12 protein-coding genes are annotated in these 16111 nt (G+C 42.3%); 4 read left to right on the forward strand and 8 right to left on the reverse strand.

Annotated features, from left to right (window positions below; genetic code table 11):
• Nucleotides 1-29 precede the first annotated feature (29 nt).
• Together LZG71_RS26815 and LZG71_RS26820 are read right to left on the reverse strand one after the other, a co-directional pair.
• Entirely contained in the window at nucleotides 30-902 is an 873-nt protein-coding gene (locus tag LZG71_RS26815) for a polysaccharide deacetylase family protein (RefSeq protein WP_233825764.1), read from the reverse strand.
• Nucleotides 895-1365 (reverse strand): DUF1016 N-terminal domain-containing protein, encoded by a 471-nt coding sequence (locus tag LZG71_RS26820; RefSeq protein WP_233825765.1) that lies wholly within the window; start codon nucleotides 1363-1365, stop codon nucleotides 895-897. The genes LZG71_RS26815 and LZG71_RS26820 overlap by 8 nt, the downstream gene beginning before the upstream one ends.
• An 84-nt stretch (nucleotides 1366-1449) precedes the next feature.
• Here LZG71_RS26820 and LZG71_RS26825 point away from each other — a divergent pair, with 84 nt between their 5' ends.
• Nucleotides 1450-2673: an exonuclease subunit SbcD gene (locus tag LZG71_RS26825; protein WP_233825766.1), complete on the forward strand. Its 1224-nt coding sequence runs from the start codon at nucleotides 1450-1452 to the stop codon at nucleotides 2671-2673.
• Here LZG71_RS26825 and LZG71_RS26830 read toward each other — a convergent pair whose 3' ends face one another.
• From LZG71_RS26830 to LZG71_RS26855, 6 genes are all read right to left on the reverse strand, one after another.
• Complete coding sequence (locus LZG71_RS26830) at nucleotides 2674-3708, reverse strand: dienelactone hydrolase family protein (RefSeq protein ID WP_233825767.1); 1035 nt, start codon at nucleotides 3706-3708, stop codon at nucleotides 2674-2676.
• A gap of 150 nt (nucleotides 3709-3858) precedes the next feature.
• Nucleotides 3859-4245: a TraR/DksA C4-type zinc finger protein gene (locus LZG71_RS26835; protein WP_233825768.1), complete on the reverse strand. Its 387-nt coding sequence runs from the start codon at nucleotides 4243-4245 to the stop codon at nucleotides 3859-3861.
• A gap of 213 nt (nucleotides 4246-4458) precedes the next feature.
• Nucleotides 4459-5442, reverse strand: a complete 984-nt coding sequence (locus LZG71_RS26840) for a pyruvate dehydrogenase complex E1 component subunit beta (RefSeq protein WP_233825769.1) — start codon at nucleotides 5440-5442, stop codon at nucleotides 4459-4461.
• 187 nt (nucleotides 5443-5629) lie between these two features.
• A complete protein-coding gene (locus LZG71_RS26845; protein WP_233825771.1) occupies nucleotides 5630-6508 on the reverse strand; it encodes a transglutaminase family protein in 879 nt (292 codons plus the stop codon).
• Entirely contained in the window at nucleotides 6498-9053 is a 2556-nt protein-coding gene (locus LZG71_RS26850) for a circularly permuted type 2 ATP-grasp protein (RefSeq protein ID WP_233825773.1), read from the reverse strand. The genes LZG71_RS26845 and LZG71_RS26850 overlap by 11 nt, the downstream gene beginning before the upstream one ends.
• Nucleotides 9054-9082: 29 nt before the next feature.
• Nucleotides 9083-12511, reverse strand: coding sequence for a DUF2126 domain-containing protein (locus LZG71_RS26855; RefSeq protein ID WP_233825775.1), 3429 nt, complete (start codon nucleotides 12509-12511; stop codon nucleotides 9083-9085).
• 666 nt (nucleotides 12512-13177) lie between these two features.
• Here LZG71_RS26855 and proC point away from each other — a divergent pair.
• From proC to LZG71_RS26870, 3 genes are all read left to right on the forward strand, one after another.
• Nucleotides 13178-13981, forward strand: coding sequence for a pyrroline-5-carboxylate reductase (proC, locus tag LZG71_RS26860; protein WP_233825777.1), 804 nt, complete (start codon nucleotides 13178-13180; stop codon nucleotides 13979-13981).
• Between the two features lie 145 nt (nucleotides 13982-14126).
• A complete protein-coding gene (locus tag LZG71_RS26865; protein ID WP_233825779.1) occupies nucleotides 14127-15146 on the forward strand; it encodes a ParA family protein in 1020 nt (339 codons plus the stop codon).
• Nucleotides 15146-15742: a HEPN domain-containing protein gene (locus tag LZG71_RS26870; RefSeq protein ID WP_233825781.1), complete on the forward strand. Its 597-nt coding sequence runs from the start codon at nucleotides 15146-15148 to the stop codon at nucleotides 15740-15742. The genes LZG71_RS26865 and LZG71_RS26870 overlap by 1 nt, the downstream gene beginning before the upstream one ends.
• Nucleotides 15743-16111: the final 369 nt, after the last annotated feature.

The raw sequence follows: 16111 nt of genomic DNA on the forward strand, positions 1-16111 counted from the left end.
TTTTTACCAAAGTAAACTTAGAATACCTATCATTTGGTGGATGTCCCGGTTTCCACCAGCTCTGTCATTGTATAAAACTTCAAATTCTGCGCTTTGGCTTCTTTGAGGATGGTTTCCAAAAAGGAGACGTTGAAGCCATACTCCCCATTGACAGGCTTGGCATATAACGGCTCGTGCCCGAAAACCATTAGTGCAGTATTACTTTCTCTGGCTTTGATAATAGCATCTTTTATTTCGCTTTCCGTTATTTCGGAATCCTGATCGATCAATAATGCGTCTACAACGCTTTCCTGATCGAACTTATAATAGATCCAGTCCATGATACGCGGAGCCAGTGTATACAACGGTATTCCTCTAAAAACCCTTCTTGAAATAGCCACGTCCCTCAGAATTTTAAAACCGCTCGCAAGCAACACCGAATCCACTTGCGCATCGTGGTTGCCTCCCGGATGCGCATAAGAGGTTGGATTAAAACCAGCTTCTGCCATCCATTTCATACCCGGAGTAAGTTCTGTTTCTACATATTTGCCGACTCCGTGCGCAATCAGTTCTGTCGATTTCCCATGAATTGTTCCATGAAAACCGATCTCATGCCCGTCTGTCTGCAATTGTTTCAATTTCTCAATTTCATCCTTTTTAAGGCTATCTCCGCAAGTGATAAAAAAGGTCACTTTGGCATCATACTTTTGAAATAGTGGCCTTAGTGTATACCATTCATCAATAAAATGGTCATCAAAGGAAATGGCAATTCCTGCTTTTTCAGGAGTTTTGTTTTTTTGTTGGCAGGAGCCGGCCATTAAACAAAGCGAAATCAGCAATGGTAAAAAAGTGCGCTTTGCGAAAAAGTCCAATCCAGGTTCAGCAAATAATTTATGGGAAGTATTGTCTTTCTCTCTACTCATTGTCATCAGTGTTCATTGGCAGTGAACTATTCTCAAATAGCTCATGTAATTTCAATGTTAAGTGGTGCGTCCAGCTTACTTTCACTAAAACACTCCATCTGATGTCGGCTGCTTCCAATTGTGACATTGGCGATGACACAATTGCACTGTGTTGATTATCAGCAAATTTGCTTTGTGACATTGCTAATGTCACAAAATTCATATTTGAATAAGTCTCGTAAAAAAGCTTCATCCGATAAAGGCCTCTCCGGTTAAACCCACGAAGCCCAGGATGTGACGTTCGAATAAAATCAGCAAGCTCATCTACCTTTTTTTCGCCCCAGTTTGCATTACTCAGTTGCCTAGAAATGTAGGAACCAACCTTCCAATATAAATTAATCAGTTCCGTATTAACAATCCTTAAGGCGTTAATTTGTGTATTTTTGATCAATTCCACAATCTCAGCAAACTGTATTTCCGACATGATTCAATTTGGTTAAAACTTTGGAATATGGTGATTATCAAATTCAACAATGAACTATTACTTTCGCTAAATTAACAAGTCATCATGAAAATCCTTCATACAGCCGACTGGCACATTGGTAAAAAACTGGATCAGTATCCCCGGCTGGAAGAACAACGGCTTGTGCTGGCGGAGATCTGTGAAATTGCAGAACGCGAAAATGTTGATGCGGTGATCGTGGCCGGCGATTTATTCGACAACTTTAATCCTTCTTCCGAAGCAACAGAGTTACTTTATACAACCCTGCACAGACTTTCTGCAAATGGCACTCGCGCCGTTGTGGCTATCGCCGGCAACCACGATTCCCCCGAACGCATCCAGGTTCCTGATGCTCTGGCGAGGGTTTGCGGGATCATATTCGTTGGCTTTCCCAATACGGAAGTCAGTAAGTTTTGTACACAGGGAAAGGTGGAAGTAGTACGTTCCAACAAAGGATTTATGGAGCTAAGCCTCCCGAACGCTGATTTTCCTCTGCGCATTATTCATACACCTTATGCAAATGAACAGCGGTTAAAAACATTTTTGGGAATTGAAGATTCCGAGGATGCATTGCGTGATCATTTGCAAAGTCATTGGCAACAGCTTGCCGATCAATATCTGGACGACAAGGGCTTCAACCTTCTCGCAACGCATTTGTATGTCATGAAAAAGGGAGACCCTGATCCCGAAGAAGAACCGGAAGAAGAACGTCCTATTCTGCACATTGGAGGTGCACAGGCTATCTATACCGAGAATTTCCCCAAACAGGTTCATTATGTTGCACTCGGCCATTTACACCGGTATCATTCAGTTGATAAAAATCCGCCTGTTGTGTATTCGAGCAGCCCGCTTGCATATAGTTTTTCGGAAGCCAATCAGAACAAACAAGTTGTGTTACTTGATGCTGCTCCCGGAAAACTCATCAGTTATACACCTATTGAGCTAAAACAGGGTAAAAAACTCAAAAGAGGAAAATTCGAAAGTATAAACGAGGCAATAACATGGTTACAGGAAAATGAAAATGATTTGGTTGAGATTACGATCGTGTCCGACAATTACCTTGAAGCTGCTGATAAAAAAAGACTCAACGAAGCTCATTCCGGCCTAATCCAGATCATCCCGCAAATCCGCCGTATCAATGAAGCGGAGCAGGCAGCAGAGATTGATCTTTCACTTAGCATAGAAAAATTATTCGGCGAATATTTCAAAAGTAAAAACAAGGGACAGGAACCTTCGGAAGGTTTGATGGAGGTTTTAAGGGAGGTTTTGGGGACGGAGGAGGAAGGATAATTACCTTTCCAGCCACTTGATCCACTCAGCCGCTACTGCATCCCCCTGGTAAATTTTATCGATAATTTCACCAGAAGGATTTTTCTTCAATTCAAAGAATTGATGGTTGTAATTTGGATAGGACTTAAATGTCAAATTCCTTTTCCCTGCGATTTCAAACTCTATCGGAAGCATATCCATATTGGCAGCAATCTCTCCATCTTCAGTTCCATAAGTAACATAAAGTGGGATTTGTATTTTTAGTAAATTATCCAGATTTCTAATTGAGAACGAGTACCATGCCCGGTAAGTATCGCCGAAGGATTTTTCGACAGATTCAGGATTACGGCAGATATCTTTCCACACCTCATACAATTTATCAATCTCCTCCTGAGCCTCTTTAACAGTCATGATTCCGCTTTTAGCATCCTGGCGTAATCGGTAAATGATATTTTCAAATCTCCTTTCAGGATTACCTGAAAACAAAATTGCATGTGTGATGTGTTTGTTACGGTTGGCAACAAGGTCGGCGCCAACCGTAAACCCTTCCGAGCCTCCGCAAAAAACGACCTTCTTAGAATCAACCCAGGATTGTTTTACCAAAAAATCAATTACCTGATCGCACTGCTGTACATATTTCTCCCGGTAGTTATTTTTTAGATATTTTTTAGAAACAAAAACTTCAGAAGTATCTCCATTTCTCATCGCCTTTTGATATTGATCCAGATAAACAGAATCTGCAACTAGTCTTACACCAGGCTTGCTGATCATCACGAAATGATATTTGTCTTTAAAATCTCTAAACCGAAAAGGAGATACAGGCATGTAAAATCCATCTTTATACTGATGGATAATCGGCATGGGCTGGGAACCCTGACGAAACAAAAAGAGCGGCTTCTTCTGTTTCAAATCATCCTTATTCCCAAACACGATGAAAGTTGTAGTGTCTTTACCATCGGGCAGGTGAAAGATCTGGCAAAGATTTGCCAACTCTTTATGCTGCGCAAATACCTCGACGGAGAATAACAGGCAAGCTATTAAAATTAATCCTCTCATGTTTTTAACCAAAAGAAAAGAACTCCAGGCTACATTCATAGCAAGAGAGCTTAATTTAAGATTCTTTAACACGGTGGACCATAAAGCAATAAAGGCAGACAAAACCATCCGTTTTGCCTGCCTTTAAATATTTCTGCGATTCAGTAAAATTTAGCTCGCTCTTTTCAATTTTGCTTCGATCGTCTGCTGTGTATGAGGAACAATACGCAGGCGCTCTTTCGGGATCAGCTTACCAGAATCGATACATACGCCATAAGTACCATTTTTGATGCGTACAAGCGCATTTTCTAACTGAATGGAGTATTTCTGCAAACGTGCAGCCAGTTGGCTAAGGTTCTCACGCTCGCTTGCGTCAGCTCCATCTTCAATGGATTTCGCTGTACTTGCTGTATTATCAGTACCGCTGTCGTTCTTTTTACTCAGACCTCCTTTAATGTAATTCAGCTCATTCATTGTGGCTTCAAGTTTGCCAAGAATAAGCTCTTCAAATTCCTTTAATTCCTCTGATGAATATCTGGTTTTCTCTTCTTGTTGCATAATCCTAATTGATTTTGAATGAATCTGTAATTAAGGAGTGTTTCAAAGCACAAAAGTAGTGGTATTCTGGCTATTTCGGAACAATAACTTTAATCAAAAAAGCAAATACCTGAAATTCTCAGTATGAAAAGCAACTGATTAATCGAAATACCTATAAAAAATGAAGCCATCACCCTTTTCAAGGCAATGGCTTCGCAGAAGTTTCCTTCAAAATTATTTTTTATACGTTACCGATTTCACAGCTTCAACCACACGCTTCACGCTTGGAAGAATCTCTTCGATCAAAGTTGGTGCATAAGGAAGTGGCACATCGCGGTTCGTAACACGGATCACTGGTGCATCCATAAAGTCGAATGCATGGCGCTGGATGTGGTAAGTGATTTCAGTAGAGATAGATGCCAATGGCCATGCTTCTTCAACCACAACGCAACGGTTGGTTTTCTTTACAGATTCAATCACAGTTGCATAGTCTATAGGCCTGACAGTTCTCAAATCCACTACTTCCACATCAATACCTTCTTTTTCAAGCTGCAATACCGCCGGCATTACTACCCGTGGGATCATTTTACCAAATGAAACGATGGTAACATGTTTTCCCTGGCGTTTGATATCCGCTTTGCCCAAAGGAATAAGATATTCCTCTTCCGGAACCATCATTTTATCCCCATACATCACTTCCGATTCCATGAAAATAACCGGGTTATTATCACGGATCGATGCTTTCAAAAGTCCTTTTGCATCATACGGATTAGAAGGAACAACTACTTTCAAACCTGGCGTATTTGCAAACCAGTTTTCAAAGTTTTGCGAATGCTGAGCTCCGAGTTGTCCTGCGTTACCTGTTGGTCCGCGGAAAACGATCGGGCAACCGTACTGTCCGGCTGACATCGAAAGTATTTTTGCTGCACTGTTGATGATCTGGTCAATCGCAACAAGGGAAAAGTTGAAAGTCATAAATTCGACAATCGGGCGAAGACCGTTTCCTGCTGCACCTACTGCAATACCTGCAAAACCAAGCTCAGCAATAGGAGTATCGATCACGCGATCCGGTCCAAATTCGTCCAGCATTCCCTGGCTGGCTTTATAGGCACCATTATATTCCGCAACTTCTTCTCCCATTAGGAAAATACTCTTGTCAAGGCGCATCTCTTCCGACATGGCGTCGCGAATGGCATCTCTAAATGCTATTTCTTTCATCCGTAATTTTATGATTATTTAATTCTAAAACGGAACCTATCAATATGTCACCATTTGCAGGCTAAACAACTTTGAAGGGCTACATCAAACTAAGGTTCTGTATACTGGTTTCAAAATGATCAGGTAAAATTAGAGAATCAAGGTCAATTCTCAAATTTAATAGAGGTGATATATACCTCTATTTAGTTTAAACAATTGGAATTACGTCTACCTCCACTTTAAGTTCATGTTTCCCGTAACTGAAAATGATGCCTTTCAGCGGAGTAACGTCACTGTAATCCCTTCCCCATGCTGTCACGATATGGCGTTCACCAGGTACTACATTATTTGTGGGATCAAAATCGCACCAACCGTAATCAGGAATAAAAACCGAAATCCATGCATGAGAAGCATCCGAGCCCTGAAGTTTTTCTTTTCCAGGTGGCGGTAAAGTTTCCAGATACCCGCTTACATAGCGTGCAGGAAACCCGAATGCACGTATACAGGAAATAGCGAGATGTGAAAAATCCTGGCAGACGCCTTTCCTGGCGGCCAATACTTCCTTTATTGGTGTATTGACTGTACTGAAATCAGGCACAAAATCGAATTGGGTAAAAATTTTACTGCAAAGAGCCTGTACACAACTGTACAAAGAACTTCCGTCCTGAAAGCAATCTTTTGCGAAATCACGGATCTCTTCATCCCATTTAACAAGTGGACTTGGCAGGATATATTCAAGTATTGAAACCCGCAAAGGTCGGTCTTCCGAAATACGCAACCTCGCTTCTTCACAAGTAATCACCGACTTTTCAGAAGGATCACCAGTAGTTTCACTTAAACGTTCCACAACACTTGTGGCCAGTACAGTGAGTGTTTTATGGGGAGAGTGAAGCGAAAAGTAATGCGTCGTATTTCCGTAAAAGTCAATGTGTTCTATAATTCTTGCAGGTTCGGGCTCAATTGAAATCGTGAAGTCCCTGCACAGCTGCCTTGGCAATATTCTGGGTGTAAGGCAAAGCAGGCTATGATAGTTATTCACCGGCTCAGCATACTTGTATTCCGTTTTATGGGTCAGTTTATATTTCATCCTTGTCGCTGTCCATCCGGTTAATGAAAGAATGCTGCATCATGGTATGGCTGAAATACATGTTGGTGAGCGTAAATGAAACCGATGAAATCAGCCTGGAGATTTCTGACAGAAGATGGAACAGTTCTTTTCGTTCCAGATTACGATCATAGGTGATCAATGCTGAAATATCAGCCAGTTTCACCAGGGTGCAGGCTTCCAGAGCCAACTTTTGCGCTTCATTTAGTCGTTCTCCACGCATGTTTGAAGGCAATTTACCCAGATTATTTTTGAGCTCATCGAGCATATAAACCAGTGAAAACGGATGCGTGCGTTCCAGCATGATCAAATCCAGCATGGCTTCAATGCTTAAATGTGACTTATAAATCTGACGGTAACTAACCAGTAAATGATGGTTGATCAGTGTAGCTTCTATCAGCTCATTTTCTACACTCTCACTATTTTTGGCACCAAAGTTAGACTGAATAACACTCACTTTTGACATGATCCGTTCGATCAGTTTTCCTGTTTCCAGCAGGAAAAAACTAATGTCTCTTGGCATACTCTCGGAAATGATTCCCAAAAACATAAACATGTTATTGTGAAGCCCTTCCAATGTCTTTTGAATATTATTGCTATTCATAGAAGACGCATTCATCAGCTCATGATAGCCTTTATCAATCAGATCCACAATCCGCCAGGTTTCAAGATCCCATTGGTTTCTAACCGCTCCGACAGAATTCAGAAATGCACCGATATTGGCGGCAATCGTACCCGGACGGCTGCTGTTCGATACCAGATCAATAATTTCAGAATACGGATCTTGCAACAACTCTTCTTTTTCTATAAAACCAGGATAGGTGTATGAAAGATGCGTTAGCGATTGGAGCAATATCTTGATATGTTCCTGCTTTGCCGAGCCGCCAAAGTTTCTATCCAGATTGAGCACGTTGATCGTGATGTTCATGAACTTGATCACGGCCATGGTACGCTCGCAATAGCGTCCTACCCAGAAAAGATTCTCAGCACTCCGGCTTGGCAGCGATATGTGTTTGTTAACTGCCGCTGGCGTAGTGAGTACAATTTTCTCCTGAACCTCTTCCGTTTTATCAGAAACAATCCAGGTATCTTTCGACAACCCACCGTATTGATTTGAAATTACAAACCGATCTTTCACAGGTGAGCTTCTGGTAAGTCCTCCCTGCATCACATGATAACCTTTTTCATCCGCTACCAGAAACGCACGTAATGCTGCATATCGCGGCACAATATTTCCATCAATCAGCGATGGCGTTGTTGACAGGCTCACTTCCTGCTGAGCAATATATTCTCGCGGATTAAGCCTGATCATCGAAATCAGATCAGCTCTTTCACTTTGCGACAGCAACCTCCCGTAAATCGATCTGAACTTGGATCTCCGATTCGCCTTTTTTATAATCAGTTCGTCGATATGTTCGGCAACGTAATTCATTTCCTTCGTTTGCCCGCACCACCACGTAGCCACAGAAGGCATGATCAGCTTTTCGCCTAAAAAATACAGGCTGATATTATCCATGAAAGCCAGGAAGGAATGATTTTCCAATACACTGCTTCCCGGCGGATTCAACACCTGCACATTTCCAAGTCTGATCGCCTGAAGTAATCCAGGCACACCGAGCCTGGAATCTTCACGAAGTTCCAGAGGATCACACCAGTCGTCGTCAATCCGGCGGATGATGACATCTACCTTCTGGAGACCGTCAATGGATTTTAGCCAAACCACTCCGTTTCGCACCATCAGGTCGTCACCCTGAGCAAGTGTATATCCCAAATAAGAAGCCAGGTAAGCGTGCTCAAAATAGGCTTCATTGCTCGGTCCAGGTGTGAGGTAAACGATATTAGGCGCGTCTTTACTTTTGTCAGACAAGCGCAGCACCGTGTTTTGCAAACTATTGAAATACGGCGACAGTTTACTGACGTACATGCCATCGGCAAGCTCAGGAATGAGCTTGCTCATCACGACCCGGTTTTCAAGGGAGTAACCAGAGCCTGAGGGTGCCTGCGTACGGTTGTCGAGAACCCACATACGTCCGTCGGGGCCGCGGGCCATATCGGCCGCATAAAGTGTGAGTTGGCTGCTGGATGGCAGTTTGATATCGGTACATGGTCTGCAAAAACCACTGTTATCAAAAACCAGTTCGGGCGGAATGATGGCATCTTTTACCAGATTCCGCGGACCATAAATATCACGCAGGGTCAGATCAAGCAACAACGCTCTTTGCTGCAAACCCTTTGAGATCACATTCCATTCTTTTTGTTCTATTAAAAATGGAATGGGATCGAGCTGCCACGGACGGTTCATTCCGTCAGGGCCGTCGTATACGTTATAGGTAACTCCGTTTTCACGAAGCTTACTTATGATTTCAAGATTTCTGCTTTGTAATTCATCCAGCCCCAGCTTTTCCATTGTGGAAAAAAGAGCCTGCCAATGGGGCTTCACGCGACCGTTTACATCCAGAATTTCATCATAAGAATCAATTCCGTTTTGATAAGATTGTAAAAGATTCACGGAAGTCTCGGTAAGCATAATCTATAAAATGAATAAAGTCAGGTTGTCTAGTTCTTGGCATGCCAGAACTTCCTCAAATCCAGCGTATTCGGATACTCTGGATTGATAAGTTCTACAGGCGCATCTGCTTTCATCTCCTTTTTAGTCTCAGCTACAAATCTTGAAACACTGCCTGTATTTTTTTCCAGAATAGGCACTTCCTGCTGTGCAGAAGGTGTGTGCCCAAAACCCTGGAACAGACTGATTTTCCGTGATTCTGCCTCAAAACTATTGACCGGATAAGTGTCAAAACTACGTCCTCCGGGATGCGAAACGAAATAGGTACAGCCGCCCAATATACGGTTATTCCAGGTATCTACAATGTCAAAAACCAGTGGCGCATCTGCCCCGATTGTCGGGTGTAATGCTGATGGCGGATTCCACGCTTTATAACGAATTCCAGCAACGTACTCCGCTTTAATTCCCGAACTTCTCAGTGGAACGCGGCATCCGTTACATACCAGAATGTGTCTTCCTTCAACAAATCCTGAGATTTTTACCTGCAAACGTTCCAATGAAGAATCCACAAAACGCGCAGTTCCGGAATTGGATAATTCCTCTCCTAACACGTGCCATGGTTCAATTCCAAGTCGCAAATCCAACTGAATGTTATCAACAGTGATGCCGCCGTAATGTGGAAAACGGAACTCAAAGAAAGGATCAAACCACGAAATGTCAAAATCGTAGCCTGCATCTTTCAGGTCGTTCACCACATCGACCATATCCAGATACGCAAAATGAGGCAGCAGGAACCGATCGTGCAATTCAGTACCCCAGCGAATGAGCTTATGTTTGTATGGGTTTTTCCAGAATTTGGCGATCAGTGCGCGAATAAGCAATGTCTGCACCAGATTCATGTGTTTGTGCGGAGGCATATCAAACGCCCTGAATTCGAGCAGACCAAGTCGTCCGGTAGACGAATCGGGTGAATACAGCTTGTCCATGCAGAACTCCGAGCGGTGTGTGTTCCCGGTAATATCCACAAGCAAGTTTCTAAATATCCGGTCCACCATCCAGAAAGGAACCTCCTCTCCTTCCGGAATTTGCTCAAAGGCGAGTTCTACTTCATACAAGCGTTCGTCCCGACCTTCGTCAATACGCGGCGCCTGGCTGGTAGGACCAATAAACGGTCCGGCAAAAAGATAACTTAAAGCCGGATGATGTTGCCAATAGGTCAACAAACTTCTGAGCAGATCAGGACGGCGTAGAATCGGACTGTCAGCCGGTTTTGCTCCCCCAATGGTAACGTGATTACCTCCACCCGTTCCGGTATGGCGGCCATCAACCATAAATTTATCCGTACCCAATCGTGAGAAAAATGCTTCCTCATACAGCGCACTGATGTTATCTACTAATTCTTTCCAGGTTTTTGCAGGATGAATATTCACTTCAATCACACCCGGATCCGGCGTAACATTCAATTTCTGAACACGATAATCTGATGGTGCAGCATATCCTTCTATGCGAACCGGCATTTTCAGTTTATCCGCCGTTGCCTCAACAGACGTGATCAAATCCAGATAATGTTCCAGATAATCCGTTGGTGGCAAAAACACATAGATGATGCCCTCTCTCTCCTCAATACTCAGCGCTGTTTTGATGATGGGTATGTCAAAGAGAATTTTATCATCAGATTCTTTCTCTTTTTTAACTTTTTTATCGTCCTCTTCTTCCTCAACGGTAACGTTCAGAGGCAGTTCGTATGCAGGCGCAACAGAACCATATCGGCTTTCAACGGCCGGCCTGAAATTTCCCAATGCCGGCAAATCTTCAAACGGACTTCGTTCAATGGGTTGCTCTCTTCTTTCCTTCGCGACTTCCGGAAGCGATTTCAAGGGTAAACGGAAACCAATTGCCGAATTTCCCGGTATCAGGAAACAGTTATTTCGTTTAAACTGCCATTCCGAACTCGACCAGTGTTTGCCTTTTTCATTCCAGGCAATAGGCAAAACGTAGCCGGCAGGATTATTCAGCCCTTTTTCAAGAACCTTCGCCAACGTCCGCCGTTCAATCGAATCTTTTAAATTGACTTTAAGAGGATCAATGTTAACCGGCAATTTCCCTTCTTCCATCGCCCAGTAAATCGGGTCTTCGTAAGCAGGCGTTATATTGTTGGTATCTATTCCAAGATATTTTGTAAGCTCGGTTGTGAACTGTTCTGCTTCTCGGAAAGTATATTTGGTTTGTCCTTCCTTGGCCACCAAATCATCGTTCTGCCACATCGGAACGCCATCATTTCTCCAATACAATGCATATTGCCATCTTGGAAATGCCTCTCCCGGATACCATTTTCCCTGACCGAAATGTAGCAAACCCCCATGTGCAAAACGGTTTTTCAGTCTTAATGAAAGATCGTAAGCCAGTTGTCTTTTTAGCGGACCATCAGCAGCCGTATTCCACTCGGCAGACTCAAAATCATCAATGGATATAAAAGTCGGCTCTCCTCCCATCGTCAGGCGAACATCGCCTTCCTGCAAATCCTTTTCCACGGCTTCACCCACCTGCATCACCTTATTCCACTGCTCTTCAGTATAGGGCTTGGTAACGCGCGGATCCTCGTGAATACGGAAAACCTTGTTATCAAACTCAAAACTAACCTCGCAAATATCCGTTGCGCCGGATACCGGTGCCGCACTGGCGTAGTCGGGTGTACAGCAAAGTGGTATATGACCTTCACTCGCAAAAAGTCCCGAGGTAGCATCCAAACCAATCCATCCCGCTCCCGGAACGTAAGCTTCTGCCCAGGCATGCAAATCCGTAAAATCTTCTTCCGGGCCCGACGGACCATCCAGTGATTTGATATCGGAAGTAAGCTGAACCAGATAACCGGAAACAAAGCGGGCTGCAATTCCCAAATGCCTTAAAACCTGCACAAACAACCAGGCAGAGTCCCGGCAGGAGCCACTTTTTATAGCCAATGTATCCTCACAAGTCTGCACGCCCACTTCCATCCGGATGTTGTAACCGATGGAATTAAAAATTGCCTGATTCAGATGCACCAGAAAATCAACAATTTTGATACCATTTCCCGGTCTGTTCTGAGCAATCCATTCCATCAGTTGTGGCCCCGACTCCCTTGGTTCCAGATACGGCCCCAATTCCTTTTTTAAACCCTCCTCATAGGCAAATGGAAAACTTTCGGCGTACTCTTCCACAAAAAAGTCGAATGGATTAATCACCTGCAACTTGGCAATGACCTCCACTTCTATACTTAATTCAGTAGCTTTTTCGGGAAATACAACCCGTGCCTGATAGTTTCCGAAAGGATCCTGCTGCCAGTTGATGAAATGGTTTTCAGGTTTTATTTTAAATGAATATCCTTCTATTGCAGTTCGGGAATGAGGTGCAGGGCGAAGTCTGAAAATATGCGGTGAAAGAGAAACACTCCGGTCGAATTTGTACTTGGTTTTATGGGAAATAGCAACTTTTATAGCCATAATTGGAATATTACAATGATTTAAGATAATTTGGCAGGATGAAATATTCCAAAGCCTAAAAAAATGTATATTAGTTATTTTTCAAAACATATCGATGCAATAATATGTTTTAGCGAAATTATATTTTCTATAATTTAAACTAAGCAGTAGCGAAGGAAATTGACATAAACAATGTAACCGAGCCACCTGACCGTGATGTTCGGGTGCTTGTCACACTGAGCGGAGTCGAAGTGTCGGCAACCAAGTATAATTTATTGATAATCAATTTTAAAGAAAACAATAATGTTAGCTCGGCAAATTTCAACCTACGAAGTCAAATTCCACAGGTCGTTAACCACTTGTTAGCATTCCTCATAATTAAATAGGTATTCCACATCCCTGGCTTCTACTTTTTTCTTGATAAAAAAGTAGCAAAAAATCAAGGCGAAAAAATGCTTCCACTCGCATCCTTCCCGCACCCCGCTTTTTCGCCGTAGCCCACGCACGCGTTACCCGAAAAAAATTTCGTCAATTCACGCTCAAGTTAATACCTAAGAATACCAAACGTGCATCAACTGAGATTCATTCAATAATTAATTACGTGAATGTGCTTTTCAACCTCGTTTTTCAGATAAAAGTTGCGTAATTCGTCTGTTAACTCAATACCATTATACTGATCCCCAAAAGATGAAAATTGCAATTATTGGCTGCGGCAACATGGGTATGGCTTTCGCCCGTGCCTTCCTGAAATTTGATCTGGTAAAAAAAGAAGACTTCCTCCTTGTTGAAAAGAGTGAAGACCGCACCGAAAAACTAAGCAGTTTTCAGCCCGGTGTGATCACAGGTGTAATCGGCCCGCAGGTGGGAGAATATGACCTGATCATTCTATCTGTTAAACCACAGGATTTCCTTTCCGTTTCCGCATCGCTGCGTGAAGTGATTACTGAAAAACAGGTTGTGCTGTCGATCATGGCGGGAATTACCATTGAAATGATACAAAAAAACCTGAACCATAAACCGGTTATCCGTGCTATGCCTAACACCCCGGCGATGCTCGGCATGGGAATTACGGCATATTCCGCATCGCCGGAAGTGGAAATAAATCAGCTGCGTAAAATAGAAAACCTGATCAACGCAACCGGACGTTCCGTATTTTTGGAAGATGAAGAACAACTGAATGCCGTGACTGCATTGAGCGGCAGTGGACCAGCGTACTTCTTTTATGTAGTAAAAGCGATGATCGACGCCGGCAAACAAATGGGCTTTGAAGAGTCCGTAGCAGCATTGCTCGTAAAACAAACCATGTTAGGCTCTTACCATCTGATCAATACTGCCGACAAATCCCTCGACGACCTCATCAAAGCCGTTGCCTCCAAAGGCGGAACAACCGAAGCCGCATTAAGGCAATTTGAAGATGGTGGTTTGGATGAGACTTTGAAGGCGGGGATTATTGCGGCGCAGGTGAGGTCGAGTGAGTTGTCGAAGGGGTGATTTTCTTGCTCGCCTCCCGTTTTTATAAAATAGCATAAAGTATCGTATTCGTTCACTTAATAGCGGAATTAATTCAGCATTTTCGTATAGGAGAGAATAACAGCAAAGCCTAAACGACAGAATCAACCTTTAAACAAATTATAACATGACAAAAAAAATATGCTTGTTTAACCATAAAGGTGGAGTAAGTAAAACAACGACAACTTATAACCTAGGTTGGAAACTAGCCAGAAATGGAAAAAAAGTAATTCTTGTTGATGCGGACCCTCAGTGCAATTTGACAGGGCTTGTTCTAGGAGAAGACTTTGATGATTTTTATATCACTAGGCCTAAAGACAATCTGAAAGCAGGAATTTCTCCTGCATTTGAAGCTACACCAATACCTCTAGCTGCGATAGATTGCTTTCAAATACCTGAAAATACAAACCTATACTTAGTGCCAGGACATATTGCACTTTCAGAGTATGAGGTCCCATTAAGTATTTCCCATCAACTTTCTAATACAATACCAACATTAAAAAACTTGCCAGGAGCAATGAATAGTTTTTTAGAATTGGTGGCTGCAAAGTATCAGGCTGATTACATTATTATTGATATGAATCCAAGCCTAAGTTCAATAAATCAAAATCTCTTTTGCCTTTCTGATTATTTCATGGTTCCAACTTCACCAGACTATTTTTCAGTAATGGCAATCAATTCCCTAAGTAGTGTCCTTCCAAAGTGGGAAAAATGGGCAAAGATGGCAAGAGTTGCATTTAGCGATAGTTCGTATCCCTTTCCTACAACATCTACTAAATTTTTAGGAACGATTGTGCAAAATTTTACAATAAGAAATGGTGAGCCATCAGAAGCTTTTCAAAAATGGATTGATGCAGTAGCTAAGTCCGTGAACGAAACTTTTTTACCTGCAATAACACCCGAAGGAATGATGTTGGATTCAACAAAATATAAACCCGAACAACCAAATAACGGTTATTGTTTGGCGGAAATTCCAAGTTTTTCAGGACTGATTCCTCGTTCTCAAAGAGGGAGAATGCCGGTGTATGAAGTTCCTGACAAATTATTAGGTGTGGGTACGGTATTAGAACAGTACAAAATTATTCGGGACAGATTTTTACAAGTCTTTAATAATCTGGCGGATGATTTTGAAAATATGACTAAATAATGAATCAAGCCTTTTCTCAATTTTTGACCAATGTTGAAGAAGTTAAAAAAATACATTTAATTTCCACTAGTCTGAATGTTCCTACTTCTTCAATCGTTGACACAAGCAGTATACTTCGCTCTTGCATTGTTCTGAGTATAAGTGCTATTGACCATTTAATCCATGAGCTCACATTGATTGGAATGTATGAAATTTTCAATGGCACAAGACCAGCTACCCCCAAATACAGTAGCTTCAATGTATCATTAGGGTTTATGGCTGCTATCACAGCAGCCCCTCCACTCGTTACTTTTGAAAATGAAATTAGAAAAAATTTAGGCTGGCAAACATTTCAAAGACCTGAAAAAATAAAGGATGCAATATCACTTTTCAGCACTTTGCAATTATGGCAACAAGTGGCCATTTCAATGGCAGACTCAGAAATGAATATTAAAAATCAACTTAATCTAATTGTAGACAGACGAAATATGATTGCGCATGAAGCAGATATAGAACCAATATTTAAAACAAAAAGACCAATTAGTGACACAGACGTAACAGGGACGATTGATTTTATTGAAAGATTAGGTACCACAATTTACAATTTAGTTAAATGATTTCCTGTTGCTAACAGGTGTCTGCCACAATGATAGGCGACACGATTAATAAAAGTAGTACGTCTCTCTTGCACAATGCGGCTCCAAGTCCGCCATTAACCTAAGTTCACCCTGTTGGGTGTAGTCTCCAGACTACGTCCAGGTGTCATCGGTCTCTGACCGAACTAAATGAAATAAGTATAATGTCCATATACAGCCGACACAACTCTCAAAAAACGAGTGTAAAATTTACCTTCGTTGATCGAACGAGAGTAAATTATGCTCTTTTTTACTCTCGTATTAATGACATTTGTAAAACTTACTCTTGAAAATAAGTGCGCGGCGGACCGTCGACAAGTCGGTACGAAACGTCCCTTTCGTACCGACTTG

The organism is Dyadobacter sp. CY312 (assembly GCF_021390535.1).
Taxonomy (GTDB): Bacteria; Bacteroidota; Bacteroidia; order Cytophagales; family Spirosomataceae; genus Dyadobacter.

What these genes read in the sequence shown, in the direction of transcription:
- LZG71_RS26815 (WP_233825764.1), bottom strand. Translation starts at nt 902, where the DNA reads ATGAGTAGAGAGAAAGACAATACTTCCCATAAATTATTTGCTGAACCT.
- LZG71_RS26820 (WP_233825765.1), bottom strand. Translation starts at nt 1,365, where the DNA reads ATGTCGGAAATACAGTTTGCTGAGATTGTGGAATTGATCAAAAATACA.
- LZG71_RS26825 (WP_233825766.1), top strand. Translation starts at nt 1,450, where the DNA reads ATGAAAATCCTTCATACAGCCGACTGGCACATTGGTAAAAAACTGGAT.
- LZG71_RS26830 (WP_233825767.1), bottom strand. Translation starts at nt 3,708, where the DNA reads ATGAGAGGATTAATTTTAATAGCTTGCCTGTTATTCTCCGTCGAGGTA.
- LZG71_RS26835 (WP_233825768.1), bottom strand. Translation starts at nt 4,245, where the DNA reads ATGCAACAAGAAGAGAAAACCAGATATTCATCAGAGGAATTAAAGGAA.
- LZG71_RS26840 (WP_233825769.1), bottom strand. Translation starts at nt 5,442, where the DNA reads ATGAAAGAAATAGCATTTAGAGATGCCATTCGCGACGCCATGTCGGAA.
- LZG71_RS26845 (WP_233825771.1), bottom strand. Translation starts at nt 6,508, where the DNA reads ATGAAATATAAACTGACCCATAAAACGGAATACAAGTATGCTGAGCCG.
- LZG71_RS26850 (WP_233825773.1), bottom strand. Translation starts at nt 9,053, where the DNA reads ATGCTTACCGAGACTTCCGTGAATCTTTTACAATCTTATCAAAACGGA.
- LZG71_RS26855 (WP_233825775.1), bottom strand. Translation starts at nt 12,511, where the DNA reads ATGGCTATAAAAGTTGCTATTTCCCATAAAACCAAGTACAAATTCGAC.
- proC (WP_233825777.1), top strand. Translation starts at nt 13,178, where the DNA reads ATGAAAATTGCAATTATTGGCTGCGGCAACATGGGTATGGCTTTCGCC.
- LZG71_RS26865 (WP_233825779.1), top strand. Translation starts at nt 14,127, where the DNA reads ATGACAAAAAAAATATGCTTGTTTAACCATAAAGGTGGAGTAAGTAAA.
- LZG71_RS26870 (WP_233825781.1), top strand. Translation starts at nt 15,146, where the DNA reads ATGAATCAAGCCTTTTCTCAATTTTTGACCAATGTTGAAGAAGTTAAA.